Raw genomic sequence first — 18,028 nt, forward strand, 5'->3', positions numbered from 1 at the left:
GCCTCCCTGCATTCGCCGGACGGGGACCGGTCGAGGTGAGGGGATTCTTTCTCGCCGATCGGGCCGTTGTCAGCCCCCACGGCCTCGGCTTTCGCGCCTGTGTCGAGCGCCGACCCACGCGCCCGGCACGACCCGCCGTGCGCCCGTACGGGTGAACCAGGCGTGGCGATCGGCTGATCGGGACGGCCGAGCGGAAGAATGCGACGGTGTCCCGGTTGCTCCGGATGGCACATCGTTTTCGGCACAAGGCCGTGATCATCCGGTAGTTCCCGCTTTTCCGCTCTTTCGGAGGGGGACCGGCGAGCCCTCGACTTCCCCGTGGAAGGCGCTCCATGTACCCGTTGGAGGTGCGATCCGAACCGCACCGGCCGTACGACGTCGTGTTGCCGGACGCACTCGGCCATCCCGTGCTCGGCTTCCGGGACGGCTACTGGTTCCGGCTCGATCGGGACGGACCGCCGCGTCCGTTGTGCGCGCGCACCGCGATCATCGGACATCCGGAGTCCGCCGGGCCTATCGTGCAGGTCATGTGTTGGTGGATGCGCGAACACCACGACCACCCTCAGGCGATGGACCTCGCCACCGAACTGGCGCTGACCGTCGGCGAGATGAGCCGTCGGCTGCACGCCCAGGGGCCGGCGGCATGGTGAGGCGTTGTGGTTCGGTGCGGATACGGCGGGTGCCGTGCGGGCCTCGGGTGCCGGCGGTCCGGGTGCGGACGTGTGCGATTCCCCGCTGCCGGAGCGGGCCGCAGCGTCGGTGCGGGTGACCGGGGCGCGGGCGGCTCCGCGTCGCCCACGGGTGGTCCGCTCGTCCGAGTGACCCGCGCGGTGGCGCGCGGGTCATCGGTGCCGATACGGCCTAGGAGGGCGACGCGATCTTGCCGAGCAGGTCGACGATGCGCTGCTGTACGTCCTCGCGGGTCGAACGCTCGGCCAAAAACAGCACGGTCTCCCCGGTCTGCAACCGATGCAGGTCGTGTTCGACCAGGTCGAGCGTGGTGTAGACGACGATCGGCGTCGAGTGCAGGCGGGCGTTGTTGCGCAGCCAGTCGACCACGCCCATCCGACGCCGGCGCACCAGCATCAGGTCGAGCACCACGAGATTGGGCTCGACGCTGGACGCCTTGGACACCGCCTCGCTCTCCGAGGCCGCGTGCACCACGTCCATGCCACGCCGCTCCAGGGACGCGGTGAACGCCGTCGCGATGTCCGGGTTGCCCTCCACCAGGAGCACGCGCGAGGCGTGCCCGGCGCTGTCCGCCGGCGCCAGCGAACGCAGCAGCACGGCCGGGTCGGCGCCGAACGCCGCGTCCCGGGTGGCCTGCATCAATCCCGCGGTGACCAGCACCGGGATCTGGGCAGCGGTCGCGGCGGTGCGCAACGACTGGAGCGCGGTACGGGTGATCGGGCCGGTCAGCGGATCCACGAACAGCGCGGCCGGCTGCACCGGAACGCTCGCGTCCACCTCCTCGCGCGAACGCACCAGCAGCGGACTCCAGCCACGCGCGGTCAGCGCGCCCGCCGTCGCGGTGTCCGGCTCGGGCCAGACCAACAACCGGCGCGGCTGCCCGTCCGGCGCGGGCGTGACCATGGTCGGCAGGTCGGCCCCGGACATCGTCTCGGCGTCACCGGGCGGCCCGCCCGGGAAACCGGGCCGCCGGCCCTGGACCGGAATCGGCTGATCCGGGGCGGCCGGGATCGGCGGCAACAACTCGGTGGGCATGTCGGCGGCGGCGGGTCGGCCGGGCCGATCCTGCACGCTGGTGCTGCGGGCCGAAGCGTCCGACGGGCGGCCCTGCGCCGGGATCGGCGCCGGCGGCGTGGACAGCCGGCGGCGCGCCTGCGCGCCCTGCGGAGTGTGCCCGCCGTTCAGCCGGCCACCGGCCGCGGGTGCCTGGGCGGGCGGGGCGGCGGCGGGTCGTTGCGGCAGCGCGGTCGGTTCGACCCGCTCGACCTCGGAGCCGCCGTGGTGGGCGACCCCGCGGTGCGAACCGGAGGGCCCGGAGGCGGACTCTCCCGCGTCGTGCGCGTCGCGCGAGGGCCGACCGCGACGCGAGCGCGGCGGGTAGACCGCCTCGAACGCGCCGCTGTTGTTGCGCGCGGCCTCCTCGGCCTCGTCGTATCCGTCGGCGTCCGGTCGCTCGTGCTGCCCCTCGGCGGAACCCGGGTTCGCGGGCACCAGCGGCACCGGTGCGACCGTGCCGGCGGGCAGCGCGAACGGCCCCTGCGGCGCGGCGGCCACCGAACCGGGCGGCGGCGGGGCGGGCACCGGCGGTGTGGACGACCCGGCCGGCTCCAGGCGGGCCCGCGGCGGTTGTGCGCCGCGTCCGCGCACGGCGAGTTCGACTCCGCTGCCGGGCGCGGGGGGCGCATCGGCGGCGTCCCTCGTGCGCGCGGCGCCCGAACGCTTCGGCTCGGTGCCGGTTCCGGGCTCGGCGGCCTCGGTCGCGTCGGCCGCCTTCGGGGCGGTCGCCTCGGCCGGTGCGGCCTCGTCCTCGACCGCCTTCGGGTCGGCCGCGTCGGCGTCGGTTTTGCCGTCCTCGGCCTTGGCGTCCTTGCCCGGCCCGGTGTCCTTCCCGGCCTTGCCGTTCTTCTCGGCGGCCGGGTCCGGTCGGCCCGTCTGGCGGGCCCGGCGGCCCTTGGCCGCGCGGTGTTCGCCGGAACTCTCGGCCTGTTCGGCGGCCTCGGCGTCGGCGGGCAACTCGACCACGTACGTGCTGCCTCGGCCGGGCATGGTGTGCGACTCGACGGTGCCGCCGTGCGCCTCGACGACCGCGCGCGCGAGCGGGACCCGGACGGCGCTGCCTCGGCTCTCCGGGCCGCGCACCTCGATCCGGGCCACGTTGCCGCGCTGGGCCGCCGCGACCACGACGGTGGATCCCTCGGGGCCGGCCGCGACGACGTCCGCGAGCAGATGCCCCAGAGCCCGGGTCATCGCGTCCACGTCCACCCGCACCCCGACCGGGGACGCGTTGACCGCGAACTCCACGCCCGCGCCGCGCGCGAGGTAGGTCACGGTCTCCATGGCCCGATCGACGAGATCGTCCACCGTGGTCGGCACTCGCTCCGGCTCGGTCGCCGCGTCGGCGTCCTCCGGCTCGGCCGCTTCGGTGCCGGCCGCCTGGTGGGCGAGCACCTCGCCCGCGAGTTCCTCCAGGCTCTCCAACTCGCCCGCGACCTGACGCACCATCCGCCGGGCGCCGTGGCCGACCTCGCCGGCCGCGCCGTCGGCCACCTTCTTCAGCCGACCGCGCACCGCCGCGAGCCGGCCCAGTATCTCGGCGTCGACCAACTCGGCGAGCTGGGCCCGCCGTTCGCCGAGCAACTTTTCCCGCCCGGTGTCGCTGAAGGTCATCACGGCGCCGACCACGGCGCCGCCGAGCAGGATCGGTGCGGTGATCATGTCCACCGTCACGTAACCCTCGTCGCCGCGCCACAACACCTGGTCGCGCAGCCGCTGCCGGCGGCCGTTGCCCAGGGTCACCAGCGGCGGGCACTCCTGGGCGGGCAGCGGCGTGCCGTCGGCCCGGGCGTGCATGAGCAGTTCGTGCACGCTCTTGCCGCCGAGGTCGCTCGCGCGATGGCGCAGGATCCGGGCGGCGGCGGGGTTGGCCAGCACGATGTGGCCCTCGGCGTCGATGCCGATGATGCCCTCGCAGGCCGCGCGCAGGATCATCTCGGTCTGCCGCTGCTGGCGTGCCAGTTCGGCCTCGACGTCGACCTTGCCGGTCAGGTCGCGCACGACGATCATCAGCAACTCGTCGTCGTAGCCGGCGGGCAGGTTCGCGCTGGTCACCTCGACCGGGAAGACGCCGCCGTCGGTACGGTGCGCGGACATCCGGGTCGGCTTGGTCCGGGTGTCGCGCGTGTCGTTGGCCCGCACGGAGCCCGGGATGCGCCGATGGTCGAACGAGGGCAGCAGGTCCAGGAGACCGCGCCCGACCACGGGAGTGCCCGGCGCCTCCAGAACCTCCAGTGCCATGGCGTTCGCGTTGACGACGGTGCCGTTGCGATTCACCAGCAGGAGAGCATCCGGCAGGGCGTCGAGTATGGCTGCGAGGCGAGCAGCGCCTCGGGATGGCCTGCTGCTCACGAAGCGCGTACCTCCTCCGGTCCTCGGACTGCGCGACGGCCATCTTGCCCGTCGCCGCCGGGGCATGTCACGACCGACTATCCCATTGTTTTTGCAGTCACGTTGACGAGCCTAGTAATCTGTTCCTCGTCGGCAAACACCGATGGAGGCTTCGCCTAGTCCGGTCTATGGCGCCGCACTGCTAATGCGGTTTGGGTTCATCCCCATCCCGGGTTCAAATCCCGGAGCCTCCGCTTCCCGAACAGCCCGTCTGGTCCCACCAGGCGGGCTGTTTCGTGCCCATGACGATCACGTTTCGGTGAGCATCCGACGACCCCGGGTCACGACGCGGGGCACGATGTCCGGTATACGGCTCTTTTCCGTAGCCGCCACCCGATGCTCCACCCGCCCGCCGCGACCACTCCCGCCGGCGCGCCGCCGACCCGATCCAAGCGACCCGCCCGCCGCGACCGAACGCCCGCCGATTCGCCCACCGGCCGACATGTCCGAAAAGGCCATTTCAGCTCACAGCGAACGAGCCACCCCCAACCCCGCGCGCGTCGCCACTCCCGCCGACCGGGCTCACCCGGAACCACCCACCCCGACCCCGCCGGCCACCCGCCGGGCCCACATCGACCCCGACGGGCGGTCCCCGGCAGCCGCCCGCCGAGCCGCCCGTCGCAGCCTCGCGGCCCCGCTTCGCGATCACCCGTTCAGCCGCCGAACACCGGCAAAATGAAGGCGCTTGATCACTGATTGCCCGAGTTTGGGCCACCCTCGAACAATGGATTTCACCCCCAGCCGGGGAGCATGTATTGTTGACCTCGGTCAAAGCGACCAGGCGCTCGTAGCTCAACGGATAGAGCATCTGACTACGGATCAGAAGGTTGCAGGTTCGAATCCTGCCGAGCGCACACAGAGTGCGACTCCAACGCAGGTCAGGTACCCGATAGGGCACTTGGCCTGTTTTGCATTTCAGGCTGATGGCATATTGCGGGCAGGTGCCCGATGATCATGCCGCGAGCACGAGAGCCTCCACGCGGGCGGCATTCGCGTCGGCATCGGGACGGCCCCCGCCACGCCCGCGCGCACATGATCGCGTTGCCGTCGACCTGCGACGCGTGGACGAGATGGCAACCTGCCCTCGGCTTCCCGGGATCGGACGCCGAGGGCGTTCCGGGCCTGATGCCGCCGACCATGTTGGGCGACCGTTACGGGTTCTCGGTCGGCCGGGGCGGTGGAGGCCGCGTTGCCTCACCAACCGCCGGCCGCCGGCAGGTTCCGAGACGACTGGATCGGCAATGCCGCCGAAGGATGGCCAAGCATGCCGACCCGCGGCGGGCGCTTGGAGGCGCGGACAGTCAGGATCGAACGGCAGATGTCCCTTCCCGAACGGCGGGCGAGCCGGCACGACCGCATGACGCAGATCCGGGACCAGGTGGTGCCGCCGGACCAGTAGAAGTGGAAGGACGACGAAAGCCGCCGCGCCTTCAGGCACGGCGGCTTTCGTCGTTGCTCTTCGTCACTCAGGCGCGCTTCAGTTCCGCCAGGAGCGTCGACCAGGACCCTTGGCCGGCGCGGATGATGCCGGCTTCGTGGTCCTTGCTGCCGGGTCCAGGCCACCGACGCCGCGGTTCGCATGGGCGTGATCGCCGGCCGAACCGACAAACTCTCCAGGATCGAGATGGCGGGCATCGTCGGGGTGAGCGTGTCCCGGATCGCCGACATCCTCAAGGCGTCCGGCGCGAAGTGATGTGTCGCTATGGCCTTTGGGCTCGGACGATCAACGTGCCGAGGTTTTCCGGGTCGGGCGCGGCCAGTACATGGGCACAGATGTGTTCGAAGCCCTGCTCGGCCAGGATGTCGGTCCACATGTCGGGGGTGTAGGCCCAGCGTTGGACGTGGAGTTCTCTGCCCTTGTAGCCGTTCCCGTACATGCCCTGGGGCCCGTAGCAGCCCGCGACCGGCGGGGCCTGGGAGAAGGCCAGTACGCCGCCGGGGGTGAGGTGGTCGAGGACGAGCGGGAGGAGTTTGCCGGGGTCGGTGAACCAGATCGCGCCCCAGCGCGAGTAGATCGCGTCGAACGTGGTGCCCGTGTCTTCGAGGAAGGCACAGACCTCGGCGTGCACGAAGACCGCTCCGGGGACGTGGGCCCAACGACGGCTCGCCCGTTCGCACATGGCGGGCGAGAGATCAACTCCCGTCGCGGCCACGCCTTGCCGGGCGAGGTAGGCGATCTCGGTCCCGTCGCCGCTGCCCAGTTCCAGGGCGGTACGCGGACGGTCCCCGAGGAGTTCGACGCCGGGACCATGGCGATCCCACTGGGTCCAGAAGAACCCTTTGTCAACAGGGTCGTTCGGGGGCTGTTCGAGGACATCGGCGAACCGGTCCCAGTAGCTCTCGAGACTCATGTGCGGCGACGATCCTCGCTGGACGCGGGGGCGGTGTCCGCCCCTGCCGACTCGGACGGCGTCACGCTACTCGTCCGAAATCATGATCGTTGCCCGATTGCCCACGTTCCCCCGAACGCAGGAACGGCGAAGCCGGTGACACCACGAATCGGTGTCACCGGCTTCCGGACATTCCGCGTCGTGTGTCAGTGGTGCTTCGTACCCGGTGCACACGGGGAGCAGTTCGCGAAGTCCGCCTCCCACAGCGGCCGGTCGACCTCGAAGCCCGCAGCCTCGATGGCGTCCGCGGTCCGGCCGACGGTGCCGTCCTTCTTGCGTTCGATCGCGGGCGAGTGGTGCAGGAACTCGCCGTTGTTGTGCCGGGCACAGAAGTCTGCGTAGATCGCGGTGTCGAGGATGAGGGCGTGCACGCCGTGGTCGACGAGCTGCCCCACGCCCAGCACCTCGGTGTCGGCCGGTGTCTCCATCGCGGTGATCAGGTAGGCGATGGCCTGCCCGAGGATGCGGCCGGCCATGACGGTGTCGAAGGGGTGGTCGCGGACGAGGAGTGCGACCTCCCGGTCCCACACCTCCGGGGTGACAAAGGCTCGGGGGTCTCGAACGGCGGTTGCGGTGGTCATGACCCGTTTCCCTTCCTCGCACGGAGCCCGACTGGGCCTTGGTCGCCAGTTCACCGTCGGGTGTGCCGCGCGGTCATCGGGGTGTGGCGGGGGCATCCGGGGCGCGCTCGGTGCGCGGGGTTGCGCAGGGTGCGACATCTGTCGCACAGTGACCAGGCCGGCGTACAGTGCGAACGCCCCGTGTCCCCGGTCGGTGAACGCAGGAGGCGCGCCATGGTCAGGCCCGTGAGCAACCACACCCTGGAACAGCTCATCACCGCCAGCGGATACAGCCACGGCGCGGTGGCCCGCCACGTCAACGCGGCCATGCGGGGCGGCACCTCCTACGACAAGGCGACCGTCTACTACTGGCTGCGCGGACGCAACCCGAGCCCCGACACGCATCGGGCCCTCGCCGCCGTCCTCACCCGCGCACTCCGACGACGCGTGGATCCAGCGGAACTGGGCTTCGGCGCGACCGGTCCGGTGCTGGACCGGGTGCTCGACTTCCCGCCATCGATCACCGACGGCATCGAAACCGCGACCGCACTGTGGACGGTGGGCATGGACCGGCGCTCGTTCCTCACCACCTCGGCCTACGTGGCTGGGGCAACACCCGCCGCCGCGTTCGCGTGGCACTTCACCCCCGACGACCGCAGCGCCGCCCGGCCGCTGGACGCCCTGCGGGTCGGCGCAGCAGACGTGGAGGCGCTACACCGGGCACGCATGCGGTTCCTCGACATCGACCGCGAGCAGGGCGGCGGGAGCGCCCGGCAATGGGTCACCGATTACCTGGCCCGCCAGGTCACCCCACTGCTGCACGGCCGATACGACGACCACGTCGGCCGCGACCTCCTCGGCGCCGCCGCGCAGATCACCGAACAATGCGGCTACATGTACTACGACTCCGGCGCCCACGGCGCCGCGCAACGCTACTTCGTCCAAGCGCTGCGCCTCGCCAAGGCGGCCGGCGACCGCGCCCTGTCCGCGCACGTGATGTCGAACATGTCCGTCCAGGCGTGTTTCCTGGGCCGCGCCGCCGACGCGGTACAACTCGCCCGCGCCGCCCAGGCCGCGGCGGGTGGCAACGCCCCGGCCGCCCTGATGGCGCGCCTGATCGACACCGAGGCACGCGGACACGCCCTCTTGGGCGACGAACGCGAGAGCCGCGACGCACTCGCCCGCAGCGCCCGCCACCTCGAACACCTCGGCAGCGGCCCGGCCACTCCCGACTGGCTCAGCTCCTACACCCCGGCCCACCACGCCGGTTCCCGCATGCACGTCCTGCGCGACCTCGGACGCCTCGAAGAAGCCGCACAGCACGCCGCCGACGCCTCCCGCACCGGCGCCATCGGCGTCCGCGCACGCGCCCTGCACCGCGTTCTGTACGCCTCCGTGCTCCTCCGGCGCGGGGAGGTCGATCACGCGTGCGGCGTCGCCGCGAAGGTGGTCGACACCTCGCACGCGGTGGCCTCGAAACGACTGCGGGACAGAGTCGCCGAGTTCCGCGCAGAGGCAGCCGCGTACGCCGGGATTCCGGCGGTCGCCGACTTCCTCGAACTCGCCCGAACGTCCCGCGCGAACTGATCCACCACCTCCGGGCACCCCGCATCGCGACTAGGGTCGGGGCTGTGACCCGTGAGTTCCTGCCCCCCGAGCAGTGGTACGCACAACTACCCGCCCTGTACGCGGCGGCCTGCGCACTCATCACCGACACCCGCGACCGCGTCCTCCTGGTCAAACCGAACTACCGCGACCACTGGAACATCCCCGGCGGATTCGTCGACCACGACGAACCACCCCACGAGGCATGCGCACGCGAACTCGCCGAGGAACTGGGCCTTCAACTCGCCGTCGGCGACCTGCTCGTCATCGACTGGGCCAAGGCACAAGGGGACCGACCACGCCCGATCACCAGTTGGTTCTTCGACGCGGGCACCCTGACTCCCGCTCAGGTGGCCGCGATCCGCCTTCAAACCGAAGAGCTGGACGATTACGCGTTCGTCACACCCGAACAGGCCGCGACCCTTCTGCCCGGCAACGTCGCCCCCCGCGTGCCGGCCGCCCTGCAAGCACGCCACCAACGACGCACGGTCTATCTACCGCGAAGCTAGTGCCGCCGGCGACATTGTCCATGCCGGGCGGAGCCGGCTGGTTGGCAACCGCTGCCACGTCCCAAGTGGATCGCGTACGGCGATTGCCGAACCGGCGGACGGCGACTCGGTGCTTCAGCGCCGTCGTACGTGGCCGGTCCGGAAGCCGGTGCGGAAGACGGGTATCGCCACACGCGCACGTCCTGCGCGTGCGGCGGCTTCGGCGACTGTGGGCCTTCCGCCGGGCGTTTCAGCCAACGCACCTGCCCGGCAAGGTAGTCGTGGCAATCGGTGCGGACCGCATCGCGCGCCGTCGTGCCGGCCGGCCCCGACACCGCGAGCCGCCGAGTGGCAGGCTCGCCGCCGAACCGGTCCGAATGGCTGAAGGACCGTTCGATACCCGGACGGCGGGGCACCCGTTCCTCCTCGGAACATGTTCTCCAGGGAGGCCGGATTGCCCGCCAGCCACGTCGTACCCCGGTCGCGCCGGGGGGTGCTGCGGACGAAACCCGTGGACGCGATCCTCGAGGAGAGCTCCGGCGGAGGGGACGAGGAAGGACCCGCGCTCCGGCGCACCATGGGGTTGCTCGAACTGACCTTCTTCAGTGTCGGCGCGACCCTGGGCACCGGCATCTTCGTGATCCTGGGCGAAGCGGTGCCCAAGGCCGGTCCGGCCGTGGTGATCTCGTTTGTGCTCGCGGCGGTCACCGCGCTGTTCTCGGCGTTGTCCTACGCCGAACTCGCCGGGACCATCCCGGTGTCCGGCTCGTCCTACTCCTACGCGTACGCCACGCTCGGCGAAGGCATCGCGTGGGTGTGCGGGTGGTGCCTGCTGCTGGAGTACGGCGTGTCGATCTCCGCCGTCGCGGTCGGCTGGGGGCAGTACGTCAACGAACTGCTCGACTCCGCCCTGGGCGTGAGCCTGCCGGCCGCGATCAGCCAACCGCCGGGTGACGGCGGCAGGTTCAACGTCCCGGCCGTGATCGTCGTACTGCTCGCGGTGATCCTGCTCGTGCGCGGCGTCTCGGAGAGCGCCGTGGCCAACACGATCATGGTCTTCATCAAGCTGATCACCCTCGCGTTCTTCTGCGCCATCGCGTTCACCGCGTTCGAGGACGGCAACCTGTCCCCGTTCGCGCCGCTCGGCGTGGCCGGGATCAGCGCCGGCGCGTCCCAGGTGTTCTTCTCCTATATCGGCTTCGACGCCGCGTCCACGGCGGGCGAGGAGGCCAAGAACCCGCGCCGGGACCTGCCGTTGGCCATCCTGATCTCGCTCGCGATCGTCACGGTCGTCTACGTCGCGGTCGCCCTCGCCGCGCTCGGCGCACTGCCCTGGCAGGAGTTCGAGGGCAGCGAGGCGACGCTGGCGAAGATCGTCACCGACGTGACCGGCGGCTCGTGGGCGTCCACGATCCTGTCCGCCGGCGCGATCATCTCGATCGCCAGCGTCGTGCTGACCGTGCTGTACGGGCAGACCCGGATCCTGTTCGCGATGTCCCGCGACGGCCTGATCCCGCCGATCTTCGCGAAGGTGAACCGGCGCACCCAGAGCCCGGTGGCGAACACGCTGATCACCGGCGCATGGGTGGCCCTGCTCGCCGCGCTGGTCCCGCTCGGCCAACTCACCGAGGCGACCAGCATCGGCACCCTGTTCGCGTTCGCGCTGGTCAACATCGGGGTGATCGTGCTGCGCCGGACCCGACCCGACCTGCCGCGCGGCTTCACCGCCCCGTTGTTCCCGCTCACCCCGCTCCTGGGCGTCGGCTTCTGCATCTACCTGATGGCCCGGCTCTCCGGGACCACATGGCAGGTCTTCCTGGTCTGGATGGCCGTCGGCGTGGCGATCTACTTCCTGTACGGCTACCGGCACTCGCGCTGGCGTGCCGAGGGCGCCGAGGGTGTCGAGGTGGACCGGTGAGCGCCGAGGGCGCGCGGATGCGGGTCGTGGTGGGGTGTCAGCCGGAGCCGCGTGCCCGGGACGCGCTGGTGCTGGGCATGCTGCTCGCCCGGCAACTGGGCGCGGGAGTCGTGCTCGCGCACGTGCGCCCGCCCGCGCTGCCCGGCGCCGGGGTCGGCGCCGTGGACGCGGAGTGGCGCGCGTTCCTGCGCGAGGAGAGCGATCGGCTGCTGGACGACGCGCAGGCCCGACTTCGGGATTGGGCACCGGAGTTGCCGGTGGAGCGGGCGATCGACGACCACCGCGGCAGCGGCCGGGGGCTGGCCCGGATCGCCGAGCGACACCGAGCCGCACTCGTGGTGATCGGCCCGGCCCCGGGCGGGCGGACCGCGCGCGTGGCCCTCGGCAGCACCGCCGACCAACTCCTGCACGGCTCACCCGTGCCGGTGGCGCTCGCCCCGCGCGGCTTCGCCGACCACCCGCCGCCCGGTATCGCCCGATGCACGATCGCCTACCAACGCGAGTCGCAACCGAGCGGAGTGCTCACCTGCGGCGTGGAGTTCGCCCGCCGACTGCACGCGGACGTGCGGCTGCTCACGTTGGTGCTGCGACCGGTGCGGCTGTACTCCGGCAAACAGCACCAGGCCGCCGAACACCAGGTGCTGCGCACGGCGCGCGAGCAGGCCCGGCAGGACCTCGCGGCGGCGATGCACGAGATCGAGGTGCCGGCCGACGGCGAGACCGCCGAGGGCGACGACGTTCGCACCGCGCTGGACGCGGTCACCTGGGCCGACGATCTGCTGATCTGCGCGTCCGGCCGGGTCGGCCCGGTCAAGCGGGTCTTCGTCGGCGACGCCTCGCACAAGATCGTCCGCAACGCCCGCACCCCGGTCATGGTCCTCCCACGCGGCGTCCGCGCCGACCTCTGGGACGTCTCCTGACCCACCGGCGACCACGACTCCCGGGCCGCTCCGCCCGCCGGGCCGGGCCGACCCACCAACCCCGCCGACCCACCCTCAGGCCGCCGGTACCGCCGTGACCCGTGCCGCCTTCTCCGCAGCCGCGTCGCCCACCCACCGCGACGGCTCCGCGGCCACCTCACGCCACCACGGCTCCACCGCGCCGCCGTCCACCAGCGCCGGCTCGAACAGCGCACCGGGCCGCGGGATCACCAGATCCGTGCCCATCGCCCGGGCCGCCGCCACCGACCGCTCGGCCGGCTCCTCCCACGCATGCGGCGCCAGATCGAATGTGCCCCAATGGATGGGCAACATCAACCCGCCACCGAGATCCGCGTGCGCCTGCACCGCGCCCTCCGGGTGCAGGTGCACCTCCGGCCACGCCTCCGCGTACGCGCCGGCCTGAATCATCGTCAGATCGAACGGTCCGTGCTCGCGCCCGATCCGTGCGAAACCCGGGAAGTAGCCGCTGTCCCCGCTGTGGAACACCCGATGCCCGGGCCCGGCCACCACCCACGACGCCCACAGCACGGTGCCGAGCACCCGCGCGCCGCGATTGCAGTAGTGCCGAGCCGGCGTCGCGGTGAAGGTCAGCCCGGCGACCTCGCCCGCCTCGTGCCAGTCCAACTCGGTGATCCGGTCCGCGGCGATGCCCCAGCGCTCCAGGTGTGCGCCGATGCCCAGCGGCACCACGAACGCCGTATCGCGCCTGCCCAGCGCGCGGATGGTGGGCATGTCGAGGTGGTCGTAGTGGTCGTGCGAGATCACCACGACGTCCGGGGCGGGCAGGTCGGCGAAACGCACCGGCACCGCGTGCAGCCGGGCCGGGCCGAACGCCGCCGACGGCGAGCAGCGGGTGCTCCAGATCGGGTCGAACAACACCCGAACGCCGTCCATCTCGACGAGCACCGTCGCGTGCCCGAGCCAGCAGGCGCGCAGCCCGGTCAGCGGCGCCCGAGCGAAGTCCAACGCGGACGCGGTGACCAGCGGAATCGCACCGGCCGGCCGACGCAGCCCGGCCGCGGCCTTTTGCGCACGCAACATCTTGCCGACCGCGCCGGGGCTGCCGCGGCGGGTCGGCACGGGATTTTGGAAGGCACCGTCCCGGAAGTGCGGGGATCGGCGGATGCGCGCCAACCGCTCGCCGGCGGGTCTGGCGCCGAAGACCGCGGGAGTCAAAGACGTCAAGAAGTGCCCGGCCACATGGACTCCTCGGGCAAGCGGGGCCTTCGGCCGACCGTTATGGGGCCGGACCGGCGACCGGTGATCGGGATGAGTGGAGATTAACCCGGCGTCCGAGGCTGAAACGTCGTCCCGGGGGAGGGGCCCCACCCGCATCACTCCTCCGTTCGGAGTAGGGGAAGACCGCACACGGAAGCGCTTTGCCCGACAACGGCCCCCTCGGTCCCGGGTTGCGCCGTCCGAGTGAGCGAAGCCGCACCACACCGGCCCGGTGGCTGTCGGCTCGCGTGAGTAGGGTCTTGCCATCGCCACGGGGGATGACGGCGCATCAATCCCCTTGTCCGGCACGGTTCCAGCGCCCCGTCGCGAGGTCCGCGACGGAAGTCCACAACAGCGGGGCCCGCAACCACGCCGCCCGCGGCGGCGGCATCCCCGCACAGCCACCACCACAGTCACCGCATCCCGAACAGAGCAGCGGAGCCGAGGAGTCGTCATGTCCGAGACCCGTACCTACCTTGAGCTGTCCGAAGAGGGCGACGGCGCGCACAAGTACTACGAGGTCGTCGTCGACGGCGTCGACGTCACGGTCACGTACGGGCGGATCGGGGCCAAGGGCCAGACGAGCACGGCCACCCACGCCAGCCCGGAGAAGGCGCAGGCGGACGCGAAGAAGAAGGTCGCCGCGAAGCTGCGCAAGGGCTACGAACCGGCCGTCCAGGGCGTGCGCCAGCCGCGCTCGATCACCCGCCGCGAGATCGTGTCCCGGCCGACCACGGCCCGCAACTCGGCGCCGGTGTTGTGGCGCTACCGCACCGGCTCCTCCGCGTTCGGCATCTTCGTGGACGCCGAGCGGGTGCTGGTCGGCAACCAGCGCGGCGACGTGTGGTTCCTCGACCACAGCGGCGAGGTGACCGGCCGCTACCAGCTGCCCAACGGCGTCAAGTGCATCGTCGCGGACGACTCGTGGATCTACGCCGGGTGCGACAACGGCAACGTGTACGACGTCGGCGGCAAGGCCCCGCGGGTGGCCTACGAGATCACCGACAACATCGACATCTACTGGCTCGACATCCACGACGGCGTGCTGGGCGTGTCCGACTCCAACGGCGGCTGCACCACCATCGACCACGAGGACGAGTCGTTGTGGGCCGCGGCGACCAACGGCACCGGCGCCTGGATGGTGCGCTGCGACGAGAACGCGATCTACCACGGACACAGCGCCGGCGTACAGGCGTTCGCCGCCGCCGACGGCAAGGAGATGTGGCGGGCCAAGACGAAGGGCAGCGTGCTCTTCGGCTGGCAGGAAAAGGACGACGTGTACGCCGGCACCTCCGGCAACAAGGTGCACCGGATCGCGAAGTCGGACGGCACGATCCGCACCACCTACGACTGCGACGCGTCGGTGTTCTCCTGTGCGACGGCCGAGAACGGCAAGTACGTGTTCGCCGGCGACAGCTCCTCGACGGTGTACTGCTTCGCCGAGGACGGCAAGCGGTTGTGGAAGCTGGGCACCACGTGCGGCTCGGCCTACTCGATGCAGTACCGCGACGAGCGGCTGTACATCGTCACCACGGACGGCTCGCTGGCCTGCATCGACGTGAGCGAGGCGGCCATCGAGGCGGCCCAGGGGGGCACCGTCCCGCAGGTGCGCGACGTCAAGGCGGCCACGATCGAGGCCGTGGTGCCGACCACCGAGGTGGCCACCACCACCGACGCGGGCACCGGCGTCGTGGTCGAGTGCGTCGACCAGGGCGGCGGCCGGCTGCGGGTGCACGTGGTCTCCGCGGGCTACGAGAGCGGCTGGAACGTGCAGTTCCCGAAGAACGTGCGGGTCGCCGGTGCGCGCTATGTGGTGGACGAGGTGCATCCGGCCGAACGCGGCGGCTTCTACCGCGTGCGCGGCGAGATCCGTCGACTGGTCTGAGCCGACCGCGTGCCCGCCGCGACGGCGGGCCCGGACCGTGACGCCGAAGGGCGGCGCCCCCGTGGGGGGCGCCGCCCTTCGGCGTGGTCGAACCGGACGATCAGGGCTGCTTGTGCTCGGCCGGCTCACGCTGCTCGGCGGCCCACCCGGTGAGCGGCGGAGTCGCATCCCCCGCCTTGCGCTTGGCCATTGCCGCGACCCGCTGCTCGTGCCGGGCGCCGAACAGCTGGGGCAGCGTGGGCGTGGTCAAAAAGCCCTCGGCCCGGGCCGCCGCGATGCCGATCCGGGGCAACTCGCTGGCCTTGCGGAAGCAGATGTAGCGCGGCTCCCAGATCGGCCGGTACTTCTCGTTGGCCCGGTACAGCGACTCGATCTGCCACCAGCGCGAGAAGAACACCAGCACGGTGCGCCACAGCCGCAGCACCGGACCCGCGCCGAGCTTGTTGCCGCGCTCGAAGACCGAGCGGAACATCGCGAAGTTGAGCGAGATCCGCTCGATGTCGATCGGCGAGGACTGCTCGGGAGCGGCTTCGGCGTCCGGCTCCGGCGCGCGGCCCTTCCCCTTGCCCTTGGCGGGCTTGGCGTTGGCCGCGGCGTACGCCTTCGCACCCTCTATCACGTCGAGCACCATGAACTCGATCAGACCGTTGTCCGAGTCCCGGTCACGGCGCATCAGGTCCAGCGAGACGCCCTTGCAGCCCCACGGCACGAAGCTGAGCACCGCGCGCAGCCGGCCCTCGTCGTCCATGCACTCGACCATCAGGCAGCGCCCGTCGTCGGGGTCGCCCAGCCGGCCCAGCGCCATCGAGAAGCCGCGCTCGGTCTGCCCGTCCCGCCAGTGGTCGGCGAGGTCGAGCAGCTCGCGCATCTCGCCCTCGGGAATGTCCTCGTGCCGGCGCACCCGGGTGGTGTACCCGGCCCGCTTGACCCGGTTGTACGCCTGCCGGACACCGCGCATCGCCCGGCCCTCCAGGCTGAACTCGGCCACCTCGACGATCGCCTCGTCGCCCAACTCCAGTGCGTCCAGACCGTGTCGGGCGAAGATCGTGCCGGCCTCCTCGCTGGCGCCCATCACGGCCGGCACCCAGGCACGGTCCTCGGCCTCGGCCAGCCAGCGGTCGATCGCGCCGGGCCAGGCCTCGGGGTCGCCGATCGGGTCGCCGGACGCGAGCGAGACGCCGCCCACGACCCGGTAGGCGACCGCCGCCTTGCCGCTCGGCGACCACATGACCGCCTTGTCCCGACGCAGCGCGAAGTAGCCCAGCGAGTCGCGCTCGCCCTGCTTGTCGAGCAGCTCGCGCAGCAGCACCTCGTCGTCGGGGGTGAGCAGTTCACGGCCCTTGGGCGCGCGGAACAGCACGAACAGCACCAGCAGGAACAGCGCCACACCGGCCACGTTGATCACGATGTCGACCCAGCGCGGTACCGACACCGAGCCCAGGTCGCTGTCCGGCGCGAGGGTGAAGATGCGCAGCACCGCGTACAGGATCCGGTCGCCCATGCTCGACGTGGAGATCCGGTCGGTGGCGTTGACCAGGGTCGAGCCCAGGACCACGCCGACCACCGCGCCGCCCGCCAGCACCAGGCCGGCCTTGAGCACGTTGCCCCGGTCGCCCTTGGCGCCGAACTCCGCGAAGCTCAGCAGCAGCGCGACGCACACCAGGAGGGTGATGATCGTCGAGGACCAGTTGAACGGGTGTTGGCGCAGGTCGTCGAACCACAGCGCCCAGATGTACACGGCGGTGGACGGGACCAGCAGGATCGCCGTGAAGGCCCAGGCGGCCCGCTTGCGCCGGCCGAGCATGATCGCGAGGAAGGCGGCCAGCGCTGCCGACGTGAAACCGGACGTGACCAGGAACGGGGTGTAGTACTCGCCGGTGTCGTGGTGGCGCACCCGGTCACGCAGCGGAACCGAGACCGCCGACACGAAATCCAGCGCCGCCACGATCCGTAGGTACCAGATCAACACCCCTGCCGAGATCCCGCGCACGCGCTCGGCAGCCGGGGTGCCGGTGCCGTTCTTGTTGTGGCCGTTCGCGGCGGCCCGCGTCGTGGCAGACACCGTGCTCCTCGATTGTGGGGTGGTGGAAGGGTCTCCTGTGTCTTATGTCCAGGATTGCGACTCTTCGTAACGCTCGCACAACAGCGTAGACATGCACCAAGAAATTTGGATGCGCACGACGGCCCTTTGTACGTCATCCCACGGAGGGATACCCGATCGTTTGCTACTCCCAATGGTGGAGAAGCTCGGTTCGGACGCACGGCGGGGCCGGTGCGGCATCAATGGACACGCCGCACCGGCCCCGCCGGTTTCACTGGGATTCCAACCGAATGAATCAGCCGCCCAGGGGGAGTCCGCCGAGGGAGGGCACGGCGGGCAGGGACGGCGCCGCGGGGACGCCCCCGGCGGCGAGCTGACCGGCGGCGGGAGCTGCCTGGGCGACCGCCTGGCCGGCGGCGGGAGCGGCCACGGCGGCGCTCTCGCCGACCGTCCTGTTCGCGTTGGTGGCGGTGGTACCGGCCGTCTGACCTGCGGTCTTCGAGGCCGCGGGCAGGGTCTTCGAGGCCGTCCCACCGGCCACGTCGCCCGCGCCCTCGGTGGCCGCGGGGAGCTTGTCGGCGAGGCCGCCGACGTCAGGCTGGGTCAGCGCGCCGAGGCCACCCGTGGGCAGGTCCGCCGCCTGGGCGGTCGAGGCGCCGAGGATCGGGGCCGCGCCCGCGGCGATGAGCAGCGCGGCCTGGGCTACGCGGCGCGAGATGTGCGTCATGGTGCTCCTCGTGGTGTCACTGAAGGTCGGGCCCCTCCGGCACCGACCACAGTGACTACCGCTCGAAGCACGATCGAGTTGCGGGCATTGTTGGCAAAGTATTGGTAATGGCAAGGAGTGT

At 71.4% G+C, this 18,028-nt stretch carries 13 protein-coding genes and 2 tRNA genes; 9 read left to right on the plus strand and 6 right to left on the minus strand.

Annotated features, from left to right (window positions below; all coding sequences use genetic code 11):
* The first annotated feature begins 332 nt into the window (after nucleotides 1-332).
* Nucleotides 333-650 carry a hypothetical protein gene (locus tag ACZOOI_RS14765; protein ID WP_391587367.1) on the plus strand — a complete coding sequence of 106 codons (318 nt, stop codon included), beginning with the start codon at nucleotides 333-335 and terminating at the stop codon, nucleotides 648-650.
* Between the two features lie 211 nt (nucleotides 651-861).
* Here the strand turns inward: ACZOOI_RS14765 and ACZOOI_RS14770 are convergent, their stop codons facing one another.
* On the minus strand, nucleotides 862-4,095 hold the full coding sequence (locus tag ACZOOI_RS14770; RefSeq protein WP_465281069.1) for a PAS domain-containing protein: 3,234 nt from the start codon (nucleotides 4,093-4,095) through the stop codon (nucleotides 862-864).
* A 144-nt stretch (nucleotides 4,096-4,239) separates the two neighbouring features.
* On the opposite strand from ACZOOI_RS14770, the gene ACZOOI_RS14775 reads away from it, so the two are divergent.
* From ACZOOI_RS14775 to ACZOOI_RS14785, 3 genes are all read left to right on the plus strand, one after another.
* Nucleotides 4,240-4,328 (plus strand) — tRNA-Ser (locus ACZOOI_RS14775).
* Between the two features lie 587 nt (nucleotides 4,329-4,915).
* Nucleotides 4,916-4,988: transfer RNA gene (locus ACZOOI_RS14780), tRNA-Arg, on the plus strand.
* A gap of 410 nt (nucleotides 4,989-5,398) precedes the next feature.
* A complete protein-coding gene (locus tag ACZOOI_RS14785) occupies nucleotides 5,399-5,533 on the plus strand; it encodes a hypothetical protein (RefSeq protein WP_465281070.1) in 135 nt (44 codons plus the stop codon).
* A 301-nt stretch (nucleotides 5,534-5,834) separates the two neighbouring features.
* On the opposite strand, the gene ACZOOI_RS14790 is transcribed toward ACZOOI_RS14785, so the two are convergent.
* On the minus strand, nucleotides 5,835-6,485 hold the full coding sequence (locus ACZOOI_RS14790) for a class I SAM-dependent methyltransferase (RefSeq protein ID WP_465281071.1): 651 nt from the start codon (nucleotides 6,483-6,485) through the stop codon (nucleotides 5,835-5,837).
* Between the two features lie 185 nt (nucleotides 6,486-6,670).
* The gene (locus ACZOOI_RS14795; RefSeq protein WP_465281072.1) at nucleotides 6,671-7,105 is read right to left on the minus strand and encodes a hypothetical protein; all 435 of its coding nucleotides are present in this window, start codon (nucleotides 7,103-7,105) and stop codon (nucleotides 6,671-6,673) included.
* 225 nt (nucleotides 7,106-7,330) lie between these two features.
* On the opposite strand from ACZOOI_RS14795, the gene ACZOOI_RS14800 reads away from it, so the two are divergent.
* The 4 genes from ACZOOI_RS14800 (at nucleotide 7,331) to ACZOOI_RS14815 (ending at nucleotide 12,015) form a co-directional block, all read left to right on the plus strand.
* The gene (locus ACZOOI_RS14800; RefSeq protein WP_465281073.1) at nucleotides 7,331-8,671 is read left to right on the plus strand and encodes a hypothetical protein; all 1,341 of its coding nucleotides are present in this window, start codon (nucleotides 7,331-7,333) and stop codon (nucleotides 8,669-8,671) included.
* 44 nt (nucleotides 8,672-8,715) lie between these two features.
* The gene (locus tag ACZOOI_RS14805; RefSeq protein WP_465281074.1) at nucleotides 8,716-9,198 is read left to right on the plus strand and encodes an NUDIX domain-containing protein; all 483 of its coding nucleotides are present in this window, start codon (nucleotides 8,716-8,718) and stop codon (nucleotides 9,196-9,198) included.
* A gap of 412 nt (nucleotides 9,199-9,610) precedes the next feature.
* Nucleotides 9,611-11,095, plus strand: a complete 1,485-nt coding sequence (locus tag ACZOOI_RS14810; protein ID WP_465281075.1) for an amino acid permease — start codon at nucleotides 9,611-9,613, stop codon at nucleotides 11,093-11,095.
* A complete protein-coding gene (locus ACZOOI_RS14815; RefSeq protein ID WP_465281076.1) occupies nucleotides 11,092-12,015 on the plus strand; it encodes a universal stress protein in 924 nt (307 codons plus the stop codon). The genes ACZOOI_RS14810 and ACZOOI_RS14815 overlap by 4 nt, the downstream gene beginning before the upstream one ends.
* 75 nt (nucleotides 12,016-12,090) lie before the next feature.
* On the opposite strand, the gene ACZOOI_RS14820 is transcribed toward ACZOOI_RS14815, so the two are convergent.
* A complete protein-coding gene (locus ACZOOI_RS14820; RefSeq protein ID WP_465281077.1) occupies nucleotides 12,091-13,236 on the minus strand; it encodes an MBL fold metallo-hydrolase in 1,146 nt (381 codons plus the stop codon).
* Nucleotides 13,237-13,708: 472 nt separating this feature from the next.
* On the opposite strand from ACZOOI_RS14820, the gene ACZOOI_RS14825 reads away from it, so the two are divergent.
* Nucleotides 13,709-15,139 (plus strand): WGR domain-containing protein, encoded by a 1,431-nt coding sequence (locus ACZOOI_RS14825; protein WP_465281078.1) that lies wholly within the window; start codon nucleotides 13,709-13,711, stop codon nucleotides 15,137-15,139.
* Nucleotides 15,140-15,239: 100 nt separating this feature from the next.
* Here ACZOOI_RS14825 and ACZOOI_RS14830 read toward each other — a convergent pair whose 3' ends face one another.
* Nucleotides 15,240-17,201 (minus strand): phosphatidylglycerol lysyltransferase domain-containing protein, encoded by a 1,962-nt coding sequence (locus ACZOOI_RS14830; protein WP_465281079.1) that lies wholly within the window; start codon nucleotides 17,199-17,201, stop codon nucleotides 15,240-15,242.
* 274 nt (nucleotides 17,202-17,475) lie between these two features.
* Nucleotides 17,476-17,907 carry an ATP-binding protein gene (locus ACZOOI_RS14835; RefSeq protein ID WP_465281080.1) on the minus strand — a complete coding sequence of 144 codons (432 nt, stop codon included), beginning with the start codon at nucleotides 17,905-17,907 and terminating at the stop codon, nucleotides 17,476-17,478.
* Nucleotides 17,908-18,028: the final 121 nt, after the last annotated feature.

The organism is Embleya sp. L77, from assembly GCF_055557415.1.

Coding starts and splice junctions, on each gene's coding strand:
- ACZOOI_RS14795 (WP_465281072.1), bottom strand. CDS start 7,105: ATGACCACCGCAACCGCCGTTCGAGACCCCCGAGCCTTTGTCACCCCG.
- ACZOOI_RS14765 (WP_391587367.1), top strand. CDS start 333: ATGTACCCGTTGGAGGTGCGATCCGAACCGCACCGGCCGTACGACGTC.
- ACZOOI_RS14790 (WP_465281071.1), bottom strand. CDS start 6,485: ATGAGTCTCGAGAGCTACTGGGACCGGTTCGCCGATGTCCTCGAACAG.
- ACZOOI_RS14835 (WP_465281080.1), bottom strand. CDS start 17,907: ATGACGCACATCTCGCGCCGCGTAGCCCAGGCCGCGCTGCTCATCGCC.
- ACZOOI_RS14785 (WP_465281070.1), top strand. CDS start 5,399: ATGCCGACCCGCGGCGGGCGCTTGGAGGCGCGGACAGTCAGGATCGAA.
- ACZOOI_RS14810 (WP_465281075.1), top strand. CDS start 9,611: ATGTTCTCCAGGGAGGCCGGATTGCCCGCCAGCCACGTCGTACCCCGG.
- ACZOOI_RS14825 (WP_465281078.1), top strand. CDS start 13,709: ATGTCCGAGACCCGTACCTACCTTGAGCTGTCCGAAGAGGGCGACGGC.